This is a genomic window from Rhodococcus sp. NPDC057529, from assembly GCF_042802055.1.
Taxonomy (GTDB): domain Bacteria; phylum Actinomycetota; class Actinomycetes; order Mycobacteriales; family Mycobacteriaceae; genus Rhodococcus_F.
Genome location: NZ_JBHVEY010000005.1, coordinates 73,250 through 90,123, shown reverse-complemented (window position 1 = coordinate 90,123; position 16,874 = coordinate 73,250). Strand labels below are relative to the sequence as shown.

The window sequence follows — 16,874 nt, the reverse complement described above, 5'->3', positions numbered from 1 at the left end:
GGCTCGCGGACGGCCATGTTCCGGGGGATTATCCCCCCTCCCCTCCCCCCACCCGACGGAACAACACACGCCCCCCCACCGCGTGTGGAGAACCCCCCCCCCCCCCCCCCCCGCGTCCTTGCCTTCTCCGTTACGTCACAGGAGGACGGCACCGCCGGTGCCCGGTGTCGCCTCGCGGGCGACCGCGGAGTAGGCGGCGACGAGCAGGGACGGGTCCGGGCCCTCGAGCCGTCCGGGCTTCGCGAGCCCGTCGAGCACCACGAACCGCAGCACGCCGGCCCGGTTCTTCTTGTCCGTCTGCATTCCCTCCACCAGCTGGCCGAACGCGTCCGCGTCGTACGTGGTGGGCAGACCCACCAGTTCCAGGATGGTGCGGTGCCGGTCCGCCGTCGCATCGTCCAGGCGTCCCGCCAGCCGCCCCAGCTCGGCCGCGAACACGAGCCCGACGGCGACCGCCGCACCGTGACGCCAGCGGTACCGTTCACGCCGCTCGATCGCGTGCCCGAGCGTGTGCCCGTAGTTGAGGATCTCCCGCAGATCCGACTCGCGCAGGTCCGCGGCCACGACCTTGGCCTTGACCTCCACGGACCGCCGGATCAGTTCGGGCAGAACGGTTCCCGTGGGATCCAGCGCGGCCTCGGGATCTTTCTCGATGAGCTCCAGGATGACGGGGTCGGCGATGAATCCGGTCTTCACGACCTCCGCCATGCCCGCGACGATCTCGTTGCGGGGCACCGTCTCGAGCGTCGCCAGGTCGATGAGCACCGCCGACGGCTCGTGGAACGATCCCACCAGGTTCTTACCGGCTTCGGTATTGATGCCGGTCTTGCCGCCGACCGCCGCATCCACCATCGCGAGGAGCGTCGTGGGCACGTGGATCACGCGCACCCCGCGCATCCACGTCGCCGCGACGAACCCGGCGAGGTCGGTGGCCGCGCCGCCGCCCAGACTGACGACTGCGTCACTGCGGGTCAGGCCGATCCGGCCGAGGACCTCCCAGCAGAACCCGGCGACGGCCAGATCCTTGCCGTCCTCCGCGTCCGGAATCTCGATGCGGTGCGCATCGATCCCCTTCTCGGCGAGCGCCGCGCGCACCGCCTCCGCCGTCTCCGCCAGCGGCGGCTGGTGGAAGATCGCCACCGTCCTCGTGCCGGTGAGTTCGTCCACCAGCTCGCCGAGCAATCCGCGCCCGATGATGACCGGGTAGGGGTTCGCCGTCTGCACCTGTACGCGTACCGGTTCGGTCACTGTCTGCTGCTCCGCTCCGTCTTGTCCGAGATTCTCGGATGTCTGTAGTTCCGCCGGGTCGCCGATCACTCGGCGAGTTTCGCCACCAGCTGCTGCACCACCCGGGCGGGACTCCGCCCGTCCGTGCGTATCCGGATGGACGCCACCTCCCGGTACAGCGGTCGGCGCTTGCGCATCAACTCGGTGTACTTCTGGCGGGGGTCGCCACCGGCGAGGAGGGGACGCGCCGTGTTGGTTCCCGTGCGCTTGAGCCCCTCGGCCACGCTGATCTCGAGGTAGATCACCGTCTGGCCCTTCAACAACTCGCGGGTGCGCTCGGAGAGGATGGACCCGCCACCGAGCGAGACGATCCCCTCGTGACTCTCGATGGCCTTCCGCACGATCTCTTCCTCGAGGGCCCGGAAGGCGGGTTCACCCTCCTGGACGAAGATCTCGGCGATCGTGCGTCCCGCCTCTTCCTCGACGGCCACGTCGGTGTCGAACAACGACAGGTCCAGCGCCTGCGCGAGGCGACGCCCGATCGTGGACTTACCTGCTCCCGGCGGACCGACGAGCACGGCTTTCGGTGCCATCACCGGTCACCGCCCCGGCGTGACGGCAGACGGGCTGGTCATCGCGCGAGCCGGGCTGCGACACCCGACGCGTAACGCTCGTAGTTCGCGGCCGTCTCGGCGACCGAGTCGCCACCGAACTTCTCGAGCGCCGCCTGGGCGACGACGAGCGCCACCATCGCCTCGGCCACGACACCGGCGGCGGGCACCGCGCACACGTCGGACCGCTGGTGGATGGCCACGGCTTCCTCACCGGTCGACATGTCGACGGTGGCCAGGGCGCGCGGGACCGTGGAGATCGGCTTCATCGCCGCGCGCACGCGGAGCGCCTCGCCGTTGGTCATGCCGCCTTCGAGGCCGCCTGCGCGGTTGGTCGAACGCAGAATTCCGTCCGGGCCGGGCCGCATCTCGTCGTGCGCCTGGCTGCCGCGGCGGCGCGCGGTCTCGAAGCCGTCGCCGACCTCGACGCCCTTGATGGCCTGGATGCCCATCAGGGCGGACGCCAGACGGGCGTCGAGGCGGTCCGCGCCGCTGATGAACGATCCGAGACCCACGGGGAGACCGTGGATGACGACCTCGACGACACCGCCGAGGGTGTCGCCGTCCCGCTTGGCGGCCTCGATCTCGGCGATCATCGATTCCTCGGCGGCCTTGTCGAACGCCCGGACGGGGCTGGCGTCGATCGCCGCGAGGTCCGACGCGGTGGGTTCCGGGCCGACGTACGGATCGGACGCGCCGATCGAGATCACGTGCGACAGCACCTCCACGCCGAACACCTGGCGCAGGAAACCGCGGGCGAACGTCGCGGCCGCCACCCGGGCCGCGGTCTCGCGCGCACTCGCGCGTTCGAGAACCGGGCGGGCGTCGTCGAACCCGTACTTGAGCATGCCCGAATAGTCGGCGTGACCGGGGCGCGGACGGGTGAGCGGCGCGTTCCGCGCCTGATCGGCCAGCAGGTCGGCGTCCACCGGGTCCGCGGACATGATGGTTTCCCACTTGGGCCACTCGGTGTTGCCCACCTCGACGGCGATCGGGCCGCCGAGCGTCCGGCCGTGTCGGACACCACCGACGATGGTGACCTTGTCGGCCTCGAACTTCATCCGCGCACCGCGGCCGTAGCCGAGGCGACGTCGGGCGAGTTGGGTCGAAATGTCCTCGGACGTCACTTCGACGCCCGCGACCATCCCCTCGAGCATCGCGACGAGGGCGGGACCATGGGATTCTCCGGCAGTTATCCAGCGCAGCACGCCAATATCCTTCCATGTCGCCGCGTCCGGCAGTGACGGTGGTCCTCCCGGGGCGCGCGCGGGGTGCGGACTCGGTCAGGTGAGGTGCCCGGCGACCAGCGCCACCAGTGTCGCGGCACACATCGCAGGTCCGTGCGGGAGCGGCGGCGACGAGCGCCGGGCGGCGAGGACGATGCAGCCCGCCACTGCGGTCAGTGCGGGCGCGAGCGCGGCCGCGAACACCCAGGCTTCTCCCCCGGCCATACCGGCGGCCGCGCCGACCCCGAGCGCGAGTTTCACGTCGCCCGCGCCGATCGCACCGGGCGCTCCCAGGTAGAGGGCGAGATAGGCCGCCGCCAGCAGGAGACCGCCCATCACGGCGGCCGACGCGGCGCCGGTCGCGGCACCGATGCCGACGATCACCAGGAACCCGGGCAGCGTCAGCAGGTTCGGCAGCCTCCGCGCACACAGGTCGGTGGCGGCGAGACTCGCACACCACCACCAGAACACCAGCGCACCCGGCAACAACCACACCGGGTTGCGGCCGGCGTCGGCCCAGACCGTGGCGGCCACGCCGACCGCGCACACCACCTCGCACCAGCCTGCCTGTACCGGGCCCACGAACCGGCCCGCGGTGAGGCGCGCACACCGTCCCGCACCCGCACCGGCCACCACACTCGTCGCGATCAGCCACCACATGCCGACCAGTGTGCGAGCCGGGGCACCCGGCCCCCTCGCGGCGACCTGCGGGAACGATCGCCCTGTGGATGGCGGCCGGGCCTGTGGACAACTAACCCAGAGCGGCCGCCATCGCCTCGCGCGGCGCCGGGCGACCGGTAAACTGCTCGACCTGCCCGAACGCCTGGTGCAGCAGCATCGCCAAACCGCCGACCACCGTTCCCCCGGCCGCCTCGACCGCGGCCGCCAGTGGGGTCGGCCACGGGTCGTAGATCGCGTCGAGCACGAACGGCGCCCGGCCGAGAACATCCGCGTAGTCGGTGATCGCGGCGGACGGGACGGTGCTGACGAGTGCGGCGGCCGCGGCGCAGCGGGCACCGAGTTCGGGGCTGTCGAAGCCCAGCAAGCGGACGTCGAGCCCGACCGATTCCGCGCACCCCAGCGCACCTGCCGCGCGACCCGCGTCGCGGGCCACGACGGTCACCGATTTCACGCCCAGGTCGGCAAGGGCGACGAGCGCGGGCCTGGCCGTGCCGCCCGCACCCACGACGACCGCCTCGGCGCCCGCGATGGCACCGACACCGCCCGCGGTGAGCGCGCCGCTGACCCCGTCCACGTCGGTGCAGTCGGCACGCCACCCGCCCTCGATGCGGACGAGGGTGTTCGCGGAACCGATCGCCACAGCCCTGTCGGTGCGCTCGGACGCGAATTCGAGCGCGGCGATCTTGCCCGGCATCGTGACGGACAGGCCGACCCATTCCGGGCCGAGCCCGGACACCAGCCCGGGGAGTCGCTCCCCGTCGCACTCGATGCGGTCGTACGTCCACCCGGTGAGACCGAGCGCCCGGTACGCCGCGAGGTGCAGTTGCGGTGATCGCGAATGCGCAATAGGGCTGCCCAGCACCGCAGCTTTGCGTGCGGTCGCCAACTCATCGTCCACTGTTGAGAATCCCGTTGTTCAGAGCCTGGTCGATGTTGGCCAGGTGTTCGTCGTAGCTCTTCGTGAAGAGTGTCGTGCCCTTCGCGTCGACCGTCACAAAGTAGATCCAGTCGCCGGGCGCCGGTTGTTCGACCGCCTGGAGCGCCCCGATGCTCGGCGACGAGATCGGCGTCGCAGGCAGGCCGGGGCTGGCATACGTGTTCCAGGGTGTCACCTGCGCGCGGTCGGCGTCGGTGGTGGCCAGTTCGGTGGTGTCCAGCGCGTAGTTGACCGTGGAATCGAACTGCAACGCCTGGTTGACGGCGAGCCGGTTGAGGATGACGCGGGCGACCTTCGAGAAGTCGTCGGGCATCGCCTCGCGTTCCACCAGCGACGCCGCGACCAGCATCTTGTACGGCGTGAGACCGACCTGGTTGCCCGCGGTGAGGATCCCGGTCTTCTCGTAGCTCGCGGAACTCTCCGACACCAGCCGCTGCAGAATCGCGACCGGACCGGCGGTGGGATCGAAATCCCAACTGCCCGCGGCGATCAGCCCCTCGAGCTGGCGATCCCGGTCCGGGACACCCGCGACCGAGTCCTTCGCCCAGTCGGGCACGCCGAGCGCGGACAGGTCGCCCGCACCGGCGGCGTTGAGGTCGTCGTAGCTGATGCACTTCTCCCGGCCGGCGTCACCCAGGCAGCTCGCCTCGGAGATCAGCGTGTAGATCCCCTTCTTCTTGGCGCCGGTCTGCACGTCGGTCGTGTCGTGGAGTTGCCTGCCCTCGGAGATGATCATCTGCCCGACGCGGGAAGCGGGGTCGACCAGTTCCTGCACGGCGTCAGCGGCCGGAATCTGGGTGGAGAGGCTGTAGAAACCGGGTTGCACCGAGTTCATCGCGTTGCTCTGGACTGCGGCGTTGAAGAACGCCGATCCGCTGGCGACGACGTCGCGGTCCGCCAGGGTGGTGGCGATCTCCTCCGCGGTGTCGCCCGGATGGACCTGCACGACCACTTCGGGACCACCGGGGCCTGCGTAGTCCGCGGGCGCGTCGGACCCGCCGAAGAACAGCTTGCCGCCGACGAACACGACACCGACCAGCACGATGAGGACCGTCGCGGCAGCGAGGACGCCGAACACCTTGCCCCGGCGCGCGCGTCCCCTGGCCTGTTTGCGCCTGCGGGCCTGCGTGCGAGCAGCGGCGCGGGTCGGTGGGATCGCCTCGGGAATCGCCGAGGGTGGGATCTCCTCGGGAATCGCCGAGATTATCTGCGTCTCGGCCTCCGCGAACGCGACGTCCGGTTGCGGACGGTCGTAGCCGTCGTCGGGGTATGCCTCGGCCGGCTCGTCGACGTAGTCGTCCACATGTGGGCGGTCGCCGGCCGGCGGCTCCCGGTACGCGCGGGCGTCGCCGTAGGAGCGCGGACCGTATCCGTCCTCGTACACGGACTCGGCGTCGTAGGGCTGCTCGTATCGCGGCTCCGCGTACTCGCGGTGCGGTTCGTGGCGCTGCGGTTCCTCGACGTGCTGTCCGTCGGGGCGCTGTTCCTCGTAGTGCGGCTGGTCGAAATGCGGCTCGTCGTACACGACGGCGTGCCGGCCGGTGGTGACGAGGTCGTCGTCGGGGGGCGGCGTGTAGTCGACCTCGTCGTCGTCCTCGTCGAGATAGCGGTGCCGCCGGGGTTCGCGGGGGATGTACTGGAAGTCGGGTCGCTCACTTGCGGGGCGGCGGTGATTGCTCACTGGCCCGCCTCCGGTCGCTGCGCGTCCCCACCCGAATCCCCTGCATTCACCGACCTGCTCCGCTCGTCCAACCATCCCTGCAAGATCGCCACCGCCGCAGCCTGGTCGATCACAGGACGCTGGCCCCTCGCACTGACACCGCTCTCGCGAAGCGCCCGCGCGGCGGTGACGGTCGTCAGACGTTCGTCCGCCATCCGCACCGGTATCGGGTCGACCTTCCTTCGCAATCGCTTCGCGAACACAGTAGCGATCGAGGCGGCTTTTCCCCGTTCACCCCGCAAGGTCTGCGGCAGACCGACGATAACCTCCACCGCCTCGTATTCCTCGACAATGTCGGCAATGCGCCGGATGTCCGGCGCGTCGGGCCCGCGTTCCTTGGACCGGGGCACCGTCTCCACCGGGGTGGCGAGGATCCCGTCGGGGTCGCTCGACGCGACACCGATGCGGACACTGCCCACATCGATGCCGATACGCCGACCACGCCCAGGGTCGTCGACTCCCGGTCGATCCGGACCCTGTTCCGCGTGACCCACCGCTACTGGCTCCCCACCTTGTCTGCGACTTGTGCCCGGACCGCGTCGAGGGCGGCCGCGATTCCGCTGGTGTCCGAACCGGAACCCTGTGCCATGTCGGCCTTCCCGCCGCCGCGGCCGCCGATCTTCGGACCGAATTCCTTCACGAGGTCGCCGGCCGAGAGGCCGAGTTCCTGCGCGGCCTTACTCACGGCCACCACGAACGGCACCTTGCCGTCGACGTCGCCGAGCAGCACGACGACGGCGGGCTGGGTGCCGAACCGGCCGCGGATGTCCGTGACGAGCCCGCGCAGGTCGTTGCCGCCGACACCGGCCGGGGCGGAGTCCGCGACCAGCAGCACCGGCCCGACGCGCTGCGCCTTGTCGACGAACGTGCCCGCCGAGGCGAGCACCGCCTGCGCGCGGGTCTGTTCGAGTTCCTTCTCCGCCACCCGAAGTCGCTCCACCATTGCCTCGACGCGGGCGGGCACCTCCTCCGAGGGCACCTTCAACGACGACGACAACCCGGCGAGCAGGGCCCGTTCCTTGGCCAGGTAGCGGTACGAGTCGAGCCCGACGTAGGCCTCGACGCGGCGCACGCCGGAACCGACGGACTGCTCACCGAGCAGCGTGACGTTGCCGATCTGCGACGAGCTGCCCACGTGAGTTCCACCACACAGCTCCATCGAGAACGGTCCGCCGATCTCGACGACCCGCACCTCGTCGCCGTAGTTCTCGCCGAACAGCGCCATCGCGCCCATCGACTTCGCCTTGTCGAGGTCGGTGACGAACGTGTTCACGGAGTAGTCGGCGGCCACCGCCTCGTTCGCGACGACCTCGATGTCCTGCTTCTGCGCCTCCGTCAGCGCGCCCTGCCAGGAGAAGTCGAACCGCAGGTAGCCCGGCTTGTTCAGCGAGCCGGCCTGAACGGCGTTGGGGCCGAGCACCTGTCGCAGTGCGGCGTGCACCATGTGCGTGCCGGAGTGCCCCTGGGTGGCGCCCTTGCGCCACGCGGCGTCGACCTGCGCGAGCACGACGTCGCCCTCGGTGATCTGCCCCTCCTGCACGGTCACCTTGTGGACCCACAGCTTCTTGGCGATCTTCTGGACGTCGTTGACCTTCACCCGCAGCCCCGGGCCGGTGAGGGTGCCGAGGTCGGCGATCTGGCCGCCCGCCTCCGCGTACAGGGGGCTGCGGTCGAGGATGACCTCGACGTCCTGGCCCGCCGCCGCGACGGGGACGCGCTGCCCCTGCGAGATCAGCGCGAGAACGTGTGCCTCGGAAACCAATTCGTGGAATCCGGTGAACTCGGTGGGTCCGCGATCGAGGAGTTCCTTGTAGACGGTCAGGTCGGCGTGCGCGTGCTTGCGCGCCTGGGCGTCGTCCTTCGCGCGCTGCCGCTGTTCGGCCATCAGCGTGCGGAAGCCCTCCTCGTCGACGGTCAGACCGGCCTCGGCCGCCATCTCCAGAGTCAGGTCGATCGGGAAGCCGTACGTGTCGTGCAGCGCGAACGCCTGGTCGCCGCCGATGGTCGACTCGCCGGACGCCTTCACCGATTCGGCGGCGCCTTCGAACAGCTTGGAACCGGACGTGAGGGTCTTGAGGAACGCGGTCTCCTCGCCCACGGCGACCGTCTCGATGCGGCCGAAGTCGGTGTCGAGGACGGGGTACGACGGCGCCATCGTGTCGCGGACGACGGTGATGAACTCCCGCATGCTGGGCTTGTCGGCGCCGAGCAGTTTCGCGGAGCGGACGATGCGCCGCAGCAGGCGGCGCAGGACGTAGCCGCGGCCGTCGTTGCCGGGGTTCACGCCGTCGGCGATGAGCATCGCGGCAGTGCGCGCGTGGTCGGCGATCACCCGGAACCGCACGTCGTCGTCGTGGACGACGCCGTACTTGCGGCCCGACAGTTCCTCGGCCTTCGCGATGACCGGGCGCACGAGATCCGTCTCGTACACGTTGTCGACGCCCTGGAGCAGGAACGCGACGCGCTCGACGCCCATGCCGGTGTCGATGTTCTGCTTCGGCAGCGGCCCGAGGATCTCGAAGTTGTCCTTGCTGATGCCGAGACCGCGTTCGTTCTGCATGAACACGAGATTCCAGATCTCGATGTAGCGGTCCTCGTCGGCCTCCGGGCCGCCTTCCTTGCCGTACTCGGGGCCGCGGTCGTAGTAGATCTCCGAGCACGGGCCGCAGGGGCCGGGGATGCCCATCGACCAGTAGTTGTCGGCCATGCCGCGGCGCTGGATCCGCGTCTCGGGAACGCCGACCTCGTCGCGCCAGATGTCGCGGGCCTCGTCGTCGTCGAGGTACACCGTCACCCAGATCCGCTCCGGGTCGAACCCGTAACCGCCGTCGTCGACGCCGGAGGTCAGCAGCGCCCACGCGTGCTTGATCGCGTCGCGCTTGAAGTAGTCGCCGAACGAGAAGTTGCCGGCCATCTGGAAGAACGTGTTGTGCCGTGTGGTGATGCCCACGTTCTCGATGTCGAGGGTGCGCACGCACTTCTGGACACTGGTCGCCCGCGGGTACGGCGGAGTCTGCTGGCCGAGGAAGAACGGCACGAACTGCACCATTCCGGCGTTGACGAACAGCAGGTTCGGATCGTCGAGAATCAGCGAGGCGCTAGGTACCTCGGTGTGGGCCGCCTTGACGAAATGGTCGAGGAAGCGCCGGCGAATCTCGTGGGTCTGCACGTCAGTGATCCTTATTGTCTGTCTCGAGGGCAACTACGGTCGCCGGGTGGCTGGGCACACCCGGCGGTTCGGCAACATTCAGCTTAACCGGCCACCCTGACGGTTCGTGCCGCGGACGATGGCGCGCAGTTTGTCCACACGTCCCGCGATGTCGCGCTCGCCGCCGTGGCTGGTGGGCTGGTAGTAGTCGACGCCGACGAGCTCGTCGGGCGGATACTGCTGCGCCAGTACCCCGTCCGGGTGGTCGTGGGGATATCGGTAGCCGACGGCGTTGCCGAGCTTCGCCGCCCCCGCGTAGTGGCCGTCGCGCAGGTGCGGTGGGACGAGCCCCGCGTTTCCCGCCGCGACGTCCGCCATGGCGGCGCCGAGCGCGGCGATGACGGCCCCCGACTTCGGCGCGGTCGCGAGGTGGATGGTGGCCTGTGCGAGGGCGAGGCGCGCCTCCGGCATCCCGATCAGCTGCACCGCCTGTGCGGCGGCGGTGGCGGTCTGCAACGCGGTGGGATCGGCCATCCCGATGTCCTCGCTGGCGTGGACGACGAGCCGCCGCGCGATGAAGCGGGGATCCTCGCCCGCGGTCAGCATCCGCGCCAGGTAATGGAGGGCGGCGTCGACGTCCGAGCCGCGGATCGACTTGATGAACGCGCTGATCACGTCGTAGTGCTGGTCGCCGTCACGGTCGTAGCGGACCGCCGCCTTGTCGACGCTGGCCTCCACCGTCGCGAGGTCCAGCAGCACGGGACGGTCCGCGTCACCGGCCCGGTCGAGCGCCGCACCCGCCGCCGCCTCGAGCGCGGTGAGCGCGCGCCGGGCGTCACCGGCCGCGAGGCGCACCAGGTGGTCCATCGCGTCGCCTGCGATCTCGATGTCCCCGCCGAGACCCCGCTCGTCGGTGCGCGCCCGCTCGAGGAGGTTCTCGATGTCGTCCGCCGTCAGCGACTGCAGTTGCAGGACCAGTGAGCGCGACAGCAGCGGGGACACCACCGAGAACGACGGATTCTCGGTGGTGGCGGCCACGAGCAGCACGATCCGGTTCTCCACCGCCGCCAGCAGTGCGTCCTGCTGGGTCTTGGAGAAGCGGTGGACCTCGTCGATGAACAGCACCGTCTGCTCGCCCGCGAGGAGTCGTCGGCGGGCGAGTTCGATGACGCCGCGCACTTCCTTCACCCCCGCGGACAGCGCGGACAGCGCCTCGAAGCGGCGCCCCGTGGCGCCCGAGATCAGCGACGCCAGCGTGGTCTTGCCGGTGCCGGGCGGACCGTACAGCAGCACGGACGCCGCCCCCGACCCCTCCACGAGGCGCCGGAGCGGCGCACCGGGGCCGAGGAGATGCTGCTGGCCGACCACCTCGCCGAGCGTGCGGGGACGCATGCGCACGGCCAGCGGTGCGCGGTGGTCGACCGGCACCGGACCGGGAACCGAGCGCGGAGCCGCGGCCTCGTCCGGTCGCGCCGTCTCGAACAGGCCCGCCGACTCGTCCTCGCCGACATCCGAACCGAAAAGATCGCTCACAAGTTCGACGCTACTGGAACCCGCACCGTCCGACCCAGTCCGGCCGGACCTCGCGTCAGCCGACGGACAGTCCCCGGATCTTGTCGGCGATGACGCGGGCGTCGTGGGCGACCACCGTGTTCCCCGCGTGATCCGCGGAACGGGCCAGTTTGTCCCAGCGCTGGGTCAGCGCCTCGGACCGCGGCACCGACAGGTGATGCTCGCGGACCGCGGCGATCCGGGTGTGATTGTCCGGCAGGAACAGGTAGGTGCTGAGCCACACCCAGATCAGTTGCGCCTCGACCATGCGGGCGGCGAGCACGTTGTCGTCGGCGAGCGCGGGCCACATCCCCACGACCTCCGCCCGCCAGGCCTCGATCATCGCCTGGGTGCGGTCCTCGGACAGTTCGATGCTGCACAGGCAGCCCGGGAACGAGACCAGCGCGTACGCGATGTCGAGCATCGCGTCGCGGAACCCGCCCCACTCGTAGTCGAGGAATCGGACGCCCTCGTCGTTGACGATGATGTTGTCCGGGCACAGGTCGGACGGGCTGAACGCCCGGAACCGGCCGCTCTCGAACAGCTTCGCGGCCCGGGCCACCTGCTCGGTCAGCTCCGGGGACACGTCGACGCGGAGGATGTCGGACAGCAGGCCGGGCACGGCGGGCACCGCACGCTCGACCTGCTCGGCCACGGTGTCGTCGCAGTGCGCCACCTCGGCGCGGCGCAGCAGTGCGGTGAAGTCTTCCTCGCGGCCCACGGTGGCCGCGTGCATGCGGCCGAGTGCCTGGGCCATGGCCATCAGGGTGTTGGTGACGGTGTCGGAGTCGGAGTGCTCGAGCAGCGCGCTGATCGGGGTGGCGTCCCCGAGGTCGCTGAGCACGAGGAGCCGGGCGTCGAGGTCGGAGGCGAGCAGTTCGGCTCCGGGGCGGCTGTCCGTCGCCAGCGCCGTGGCGAACTGGTACGAGACGGCCTCGCGGAGGAAGGCGCTGCGGCTGTCGCCGGACAGGTCGTCGGGATCGACGGCCCGCGCGCCGGACACCCCGGACTCCTCGCGGACCTGCTTGATCACCAACGTCCGGGGAAGGGAGAACGGATTCTCCGCCACCCGCACACGGAGCACGATGGTGCGGCCACTACCGCCGAGATCCACGGGATCCACCAGTGTCACGGGTGCCCCTGTGCGACGGGTGAGCAGCTTCTCGGCTGCGGCAACTACCTCTGAAACGGGGTCTGCCAGTATTGCAGTCATCGCGGACCAACTTACCTGCTAGTGACACGGATCATCGAGTCCTCCTCCGGAAGCCCCGATGAATTTCAGCATTTCGGCTGATCCGGTGCGAGTACTTCCATCGGCGCCACGTCAACCGACACCGCAATGGTGCTGTTTCGTGCCTCTGTGTATATGACACCGCGCAGCGGCGGCACGTCGGCGTAGTCGCGGCCCCACGCGACCACCGTGTACCGCTCGTCGACGAGCTGGTCGTTGGTGGGGTCGAAGGCCAGCCACCGGTCCCCCGGCATCCACACCGCGGCCCAGGCGTGCGTCGCGTCGACGCCGATCATCCGTTCCTTGCCGGGCGGCGGCTGCGTCGCCAGGTACCCGGACACGTACCGGGCCGCGAGTCCGCGTGAGCGCAGGCAGGCGATGGCGAGCCGGGCGAAGTCCTGGCAGACGCCCGAGCGCTTCTCCAGCACCTCCGCGACCCGCGTCGAGATCGACGTCGACCCCGACTTGTACTCGAAGTCGCGGTGGATGCGGGTCGTGAGATCGACCACCGCGTCGACGAGGGGCCGTTCCGGCGGGAAACTGGGTGCCGCGTACTCGCGGACCGCGTCGCCGATCTCGGGAGGTTCGAGGTCGAGCACGAACTCCTGCGCCATCGCGCCCTCGGTGCCCACGGGCCGGGACAGCTCCCACGGCGCGTTCGCCGGTGCGACCGCGAGTCTCGCCCTGTCCGGTCCGTAGACCTCGATCTCGGATTCGGCCGCCACCACCAGTTCCTCGTGCGGCGTGCTCACCTGGAAGTACAGGTCCCGGTTGCCGTACACGTCCGAGCCGGTGGAGCGGTCCGCGGGCGGCGGTGTGATGTCGACGACGGAGGCGACGCACCGCTGCTCCTCGGTGTCGCGCGGCAGCAGGTAACCCCGGCCGTACGACGAGGTCACCGGCCCCGAGTACGTGTACGTCGTGCGGTGGGTGATCGTGTATCGGCGCAGAACCGGACGTTCCGCTGCCGGGCCGGTGGGCGGCGTCGTGTCCGTCACGCGGGAACTCCGCCCGGGAAGGTGCTCGAGGGGGTGCCGCTGCCCCACAGCGGCTGGGTGCCGCCGGGCAGCGACAGCTGACCCTTCAGCATCACGTCGGACAGTTCGCTCAGCAGTGCGCGCATCGTGGTCGTCAGCTCACCCAGCTCCTTCCGGGACCCGCCCGCGTCGACCGATTCGAGCCGGACGGGATCGACGCGCCGCACGGTGTTGACCATGTCCTCGGCGAGCCGCTCCGCACGGGACGCACCCGAGGCGTCCGGCAGTGCGGCCAGATTCGTGCGCAGCGCCTCCAGTTGGAACGCCAGCGACCGCGGGTTCTTCACGTCGAACAGCAGCAACTCGGCCACGGCCGCCGGGCGGATGCTGCGGTTGCGTCGGCGGTAGACCACGGAACTCTCCGTGGCGACGAGGAGCGATTCGATCACCGCCCGCTCGGTCGCGGGATCCGTCTTCCGCCCGAGGGTGGAGTCCACCAGTGCGATCAGGGTGGCTGCCCGCTCGATCCGTTTGCCGATGTCCATGACGTGCCAGCCGGTGTCGCGGACCAGCGACTCCGCGGCGACCCCGGAGAGGGCGAGCATGCCGCCGAGCACGGCGGACTGCGCCTCGAACAGTGCGGACCCGTCGTCGACGGTGTCGGCGGCGACCTGTCCGAGCGTGCGTTCGACAGAGCTGAGGACGGCCCAGATGTCGTTCGACAGTTGCCCGCGCACGGCCCGCGCGGCCTGCTCGACGCCGCGCACCGCATGGGCGAGCGACCCGTCCCGGTCGGGGTCCGCCGTCAGGGAGCGGAACTCCGAGCGCACCCGCCGCTGGTCGCTGACCGGGTCGGAGTCCGAGTCGGAAACGGGGTGATTCCCGGCGTCGGCGACCCGCAGGACCGTGTTCAGCAGGATCGGGAGGCTCCCACCGCCCGCCAGCCACGGTCGCAGGCGGTAGTCGCGGTACTTCTCCCCCACGGCGATCATCAGCCGGGCCGCGCCCTCGGCGCGTTCGGCGAACCTGCCCATCCAGAACAGTTCGGTCAGTGCACGCGGCGACGTCATCAGGTCGGACGTCGTTCCGGCGTACGTGGGCAGGGTCTCGCCGTCCCGCTCGGTGCCGTCGCCCGGGTCGGTGGACGCGGCGCGTTGTGCCATCCGGATCCAGACGTCCTTCGCGCCGGCGTGGCGGCGGTCCCCGCGCTCGGCCCCGGGAACGAGGGAGGTGCCGAGACCGCCGGCCAACGGCGTGAATCCCACCTGCTGCGCCACGCTGAACAGCCGCATCCCGACCGGTGCGAGCGCGACGTCCCCGGCCCCCTCGGCGGCGGGCGCGTACGACGGGTCCGGGACGATCTGCCCGACCCACCGCTCGGGTTCGGCTCGCACCCGGTCCAGCAGGGTGTCCCGGTCGGCGTCACCGAGGTCGGCGGGCACGATCGGCGCACCCCCGTGCACCGCGCGCAGCACCATCGACGAGGCGTTTGCGAGGATGTGCGACAGCTCGGACCGGTCGCCGCCCCAGAAACTGGGAACCGACGGCAACAGCAGATCCTCGTCGAGCAGCCTGCGGCACAGGTCCGGAAGCAAGCGGGTGAGTGCGGGGTTCTCGAGGATTCCGCTGCCGAGGGTGTTGACGACGGTCACCGCGCCCCGCCGCAGCACCTCGACGAGACCGACCACCCCGGACCGGGAGCCGGGGCGAAGGTCGAGGGGGTCGGCGAGGTCGGCGTCCACGCGCCGGACGATGACGTCGACGCGTTCCAGACTGCCGAGGGACCGCATCCACACGTGACCGTCGCGGACCACCAGGTCGGCGCTCTCCACGAGCGGGAACCCGAGGACCGTCGCCAGGTACGCCTGATCGAATGCGGCTTCGGACCGGGTACGGGGGCTGAGGACGACGACGAGCGGGTCCTCCGTGCCCGCGGGGGCGGCGTCGATCGCCGCGAGCCGCATCGACTGGGCGAACGAGGACAGCGGGCGCGGTCCGACCGCCTCGTAGATGCCGGGCATCGCCCGTGCGATGACGCGTCGGTCCGCCATCGCGTACCCGGCGCCCGCCGGGGACTGCGTGTGGTCGCGCAGCGCGTGGAACGTGCCGTCCGCCCCGCGTCCGACGTCGAGTCCGTGCAGGAACAGCTGGTGGCGGCCCGGCACCGTGATGCCGTGCGCCGCACGGACGTAGCCGGGGTGCCCGAACACCGTGCGGGCCGGGACGGCGCCGCTCCGGACGAGCGTCATCGGTCCGTACAGGTCCGCGAGCACCGCGTCGAGAAGCCGGGAGCGCTGCACGAAGCCCGCCGCCAGCTGCTCCCACTCGTCGGCCGCGACGATCAGCGGGACGGCGTCGATCTCCCACCGCGGCGATGCGGTCGGCGCGTCCGAACCGTCGAGGGGGTTGTAGGTGATCCCGTGGTTGTCGACGAGGAGCCGGATGCGGGCCTGCAGGCGGCGGACGGACTCGGGGCCGCCGTCCGTGAAGTCCCGGGCCAGTTCCGCCCACGGTTCGCGGAGGCCGCCGGCGTCGTCGAACAGTTCGTCGTAGCCCGCGCCGTCGTGCGGCGAGACGCTCATCAGGCCCTCCGCCGCTGCGGCGGGGTGCGGTCTTTCCGCGCCTGCGCGAGCAGCCTGCGGGGATCGCCGCCGCTGCGAAGTCGCAGCGCCAGGACCAGGACGCCGGCGACCACGATGCCCACCATGTTGACCCCGAGTTGCAGCGCCGCCAGTGCCGCGACGCGCCATTCGCCGACGGTGACCGCGACGACGGCGAATCCGGCCGCCGGAACGGTGGTGACGGAGATGAAGACGCCGACGAGCGCCGCCGACTTCGAGGACACGAGCGCGAGCATGCCCGCCGCGCCGGCGAGCAGCGCGACGATCAGCGACAGCGGGCCGACGCGGTAGATGAAGTCGACCTGGTCGAGGGACTCTATGCTCTCGAACTCCATCCACCCGGCCCGCTCCATCAACAGCGTCGCGACCAGCGTCGCCGCCATCGCGAACGGGAAACCGAACAGCAGGGCGATCAGCGACCGCCGGGCCAGCCCGAGCTTACGCCGCATCAATGCGACGGCGAGCGCGGCGAGGGGGCCGAACTCCGGCCCCACCACCATGGCCCCGACGACGGTGATCGGCGAGTCGGTCACCACCCCCACCGCGGCCAGCAGGCAGGCGATGGTGAGGAACGCGAGGAACGTCACGTTGAGCGTCGATTCCTCACGCGTCCGGCTGACCAGTTCCTCCCACACGACGCTGTCCGCGGGATCGCCCGGCGCCGCCTTCTCCGCCTCGTGCGCGGACTTCGACAGCACCGTCTCGACGGGCTCCACGGTGATCGCGCCGGTGCGATCGATTCCCAGGGCCTCGAGCGCGCCGATCACGTCGTTCGCGGCCTCCCGGGCGACGTCGGTCTGGATCGCGTCGCCGGCGGGGTCGATCGCGGCCTGTCGCAGCACCACCACGTGGGTGGCGCCGGGTTCCGCGGCGAGCACACCGAGGACGTCCTCGGTGCGCTCGGCCGGACAGATCACTCGCAGGTGCAACATCGTGTCCCCCGG

General features: G+C 70.7%; 13 protein-coding genes. All 13 read right to left on the bottom strand.

Annotated elements, in window-relative coordinates; translation table 11 throughout:
• Window positions 1–135 precede the first annotated feature (135 nt).
• Window positions 136–1,248, bottom strand: a complete 1,113-nt coding sequence (gene aroB, locus ACFU5V_RS11370) for a 3-dehydroquinate synthase (protein WP_378430690.1) — start codon at window positions 1,246–1,248, stop codon at window positions 136–138.
• A gap of 65 nt (window positions 1,249–1,313) precedes the next feature.
• Window positions 1,314–1,820 carry a shikimate kinase gene (locus ACFU5V_RS11365; RefSeq protein WP_072942154.1) on the bottom strand — a complete coding sequence of 169 codons (507 nt, stop codon included), beginning with the start codon at window positions 1,818–1,820 and terminating at the stop codon, window positions 1,314–1,316.
• A gap of 38 nt (window positions 1,821–1,858) precedes the next feature.
• Window positions 1,859–3,046 (bottom strand): chorismate synthase, encoded by a 1,188-nt coding sequence (gene aroC, locus ACFU5V_RS11360; RefSeq protein WP_072942156.1) that lies wholly within the window; start codon window positions 3,044–3,046, stop codon window positions 1,859–1,861.
• A 75-nt stretch (window positions 3,047–3,121) separates the two neighbouring features.
• Entirely contained in the window at window positions 3,122–3,724 is a 603-nt protein-coding gene (locus tag ACFU5V_RS11355; RefSeq protein WP_378699204.1) for a prepilin peptidase, read from the bottom strand.
• Between the two features lie 91 nt (window positions 3,725–3,815).
• Window positions 3,816–4,643: a shikimate dehydrogenase gene (locus ACFU5V_RS11350; protein ID WP_378699202.1), complete on the bottom strand. Its 828-nt coding sequence runs from the start codon at window positions 4,641–4,643 to the stop codon at window positions 3,816–3,818.
• The gene (locus ACFU5V_RS11345; RefSeq protein ID WP_378699200.1) at window positions 4,633–6,363 is read right to left on the bottom strand and encodes an endolytic transglycosylase MltG; all 1,731 of its coding nucleotides are present in this window, start codon (window positions 6,361–6,363) and stop codon (window positions 4,633–4,635) included. The genes ACFU5V_RS11350 and ACFU5V_RS11345 overlap by 11 nt, the downstream gene beginning before the upstream one ends.
• A complete protein-coding gene (gene ruvX, locus ACFU5V_RS11340) occupies window positions 6,360–6,896 on the bottom strand; it encodes a Holliday junction resolvase RuvX (RefSeq protein ID WP_378699198.1) in 537 nt (178 codons plus the stop codon). Before ruvX ends, ACFU5V_RS11345 begins: the two co-directional genes overlap by 4 nt.
• 2 nt (window positions 6,897–6,898) lie before the next feature.
• On the bottom strand, window positions 6,899–9,571 hold the full coding sequence (gene alaS / locus ACFU5V_RS11335; RefSeq protein ID WP_378699196.1) for an alanine--tRNA ligase: 2,673 nt from the start codon (window positions 9,569–9,571) through the stop codon (window positions 6,899–6,901).
• A gap of 78 nt (window positions 9,572–9,649) precedes the next feature.
• The gene (locus ACFU5V_RS11330; protein WP_378699194.1) at window positions 9,650–11,083 is read right to left on the bottom strand and encodes a replication-associated recombination protein A; all 1,434 of its coding nucleotides are present in this window, start codon (window positions 11,081–11,083) and stop codon (window positions 9,650–9,652) included.
• Between the two features lie 55 nt (window positions 11,084–11,138).
• Window positions 11,139–12,314 carry a phosphotransferase family protein gene (locus tag ACFU5V_RS11325; RefSeq protein WP_378430683.1) on the bottom strand — a complete coding sequence of 392 codons (1,176 nt, stop codon included), beginning with the start codon at window positions 12,312–12,314 and terminating at the stop codon, window positions 11,139–11,141.
• 65 nt (window positions 12,315–12,379) lie between these two features.
• Entirely contained in the window at window positions 12,380–13,330 is a 951-nt protein-coding gene (locus ACFU5V_RS11320) for a transglutaminase N-terminal domain-containing protein (RefSeq protein ID WP_378699192.1), read from the bottom strand.
• Window positions 13,327–15,891 (bottom strand): circularly permuted type 2 ATP-grasp protein, encoded by a 2,565-nt coding sequence (locus ACFU5V_RS11315; RefSeq protein ID WP_378699190.1) that lies wholly within the window; start codon window positions 15,889–15,891, stop codon window positions 13,327–13,329. Before ACFU5V_RS11315 ends, ACFU5V_RS11320 begins: the two co-directional genes overlap by 4 nt.
• Complete coding sequence (locus ACFU5V_RS11310; RefSeq protein WP_378699188.1) at window positions 15,891–16,862, bottom strand: DUF389 domain-containing protein; 972 nt, start codon at window positions 16,860–16,862, stop codon at window positions 15,891–15,893. Before ACFU5V_RS11310 ends, ACFU5V_RS11315 begins: the two co-directional genes overlap by 1 nt.
• Window positions 16,863–16,874: the final 12 nt, after the last annotated feature.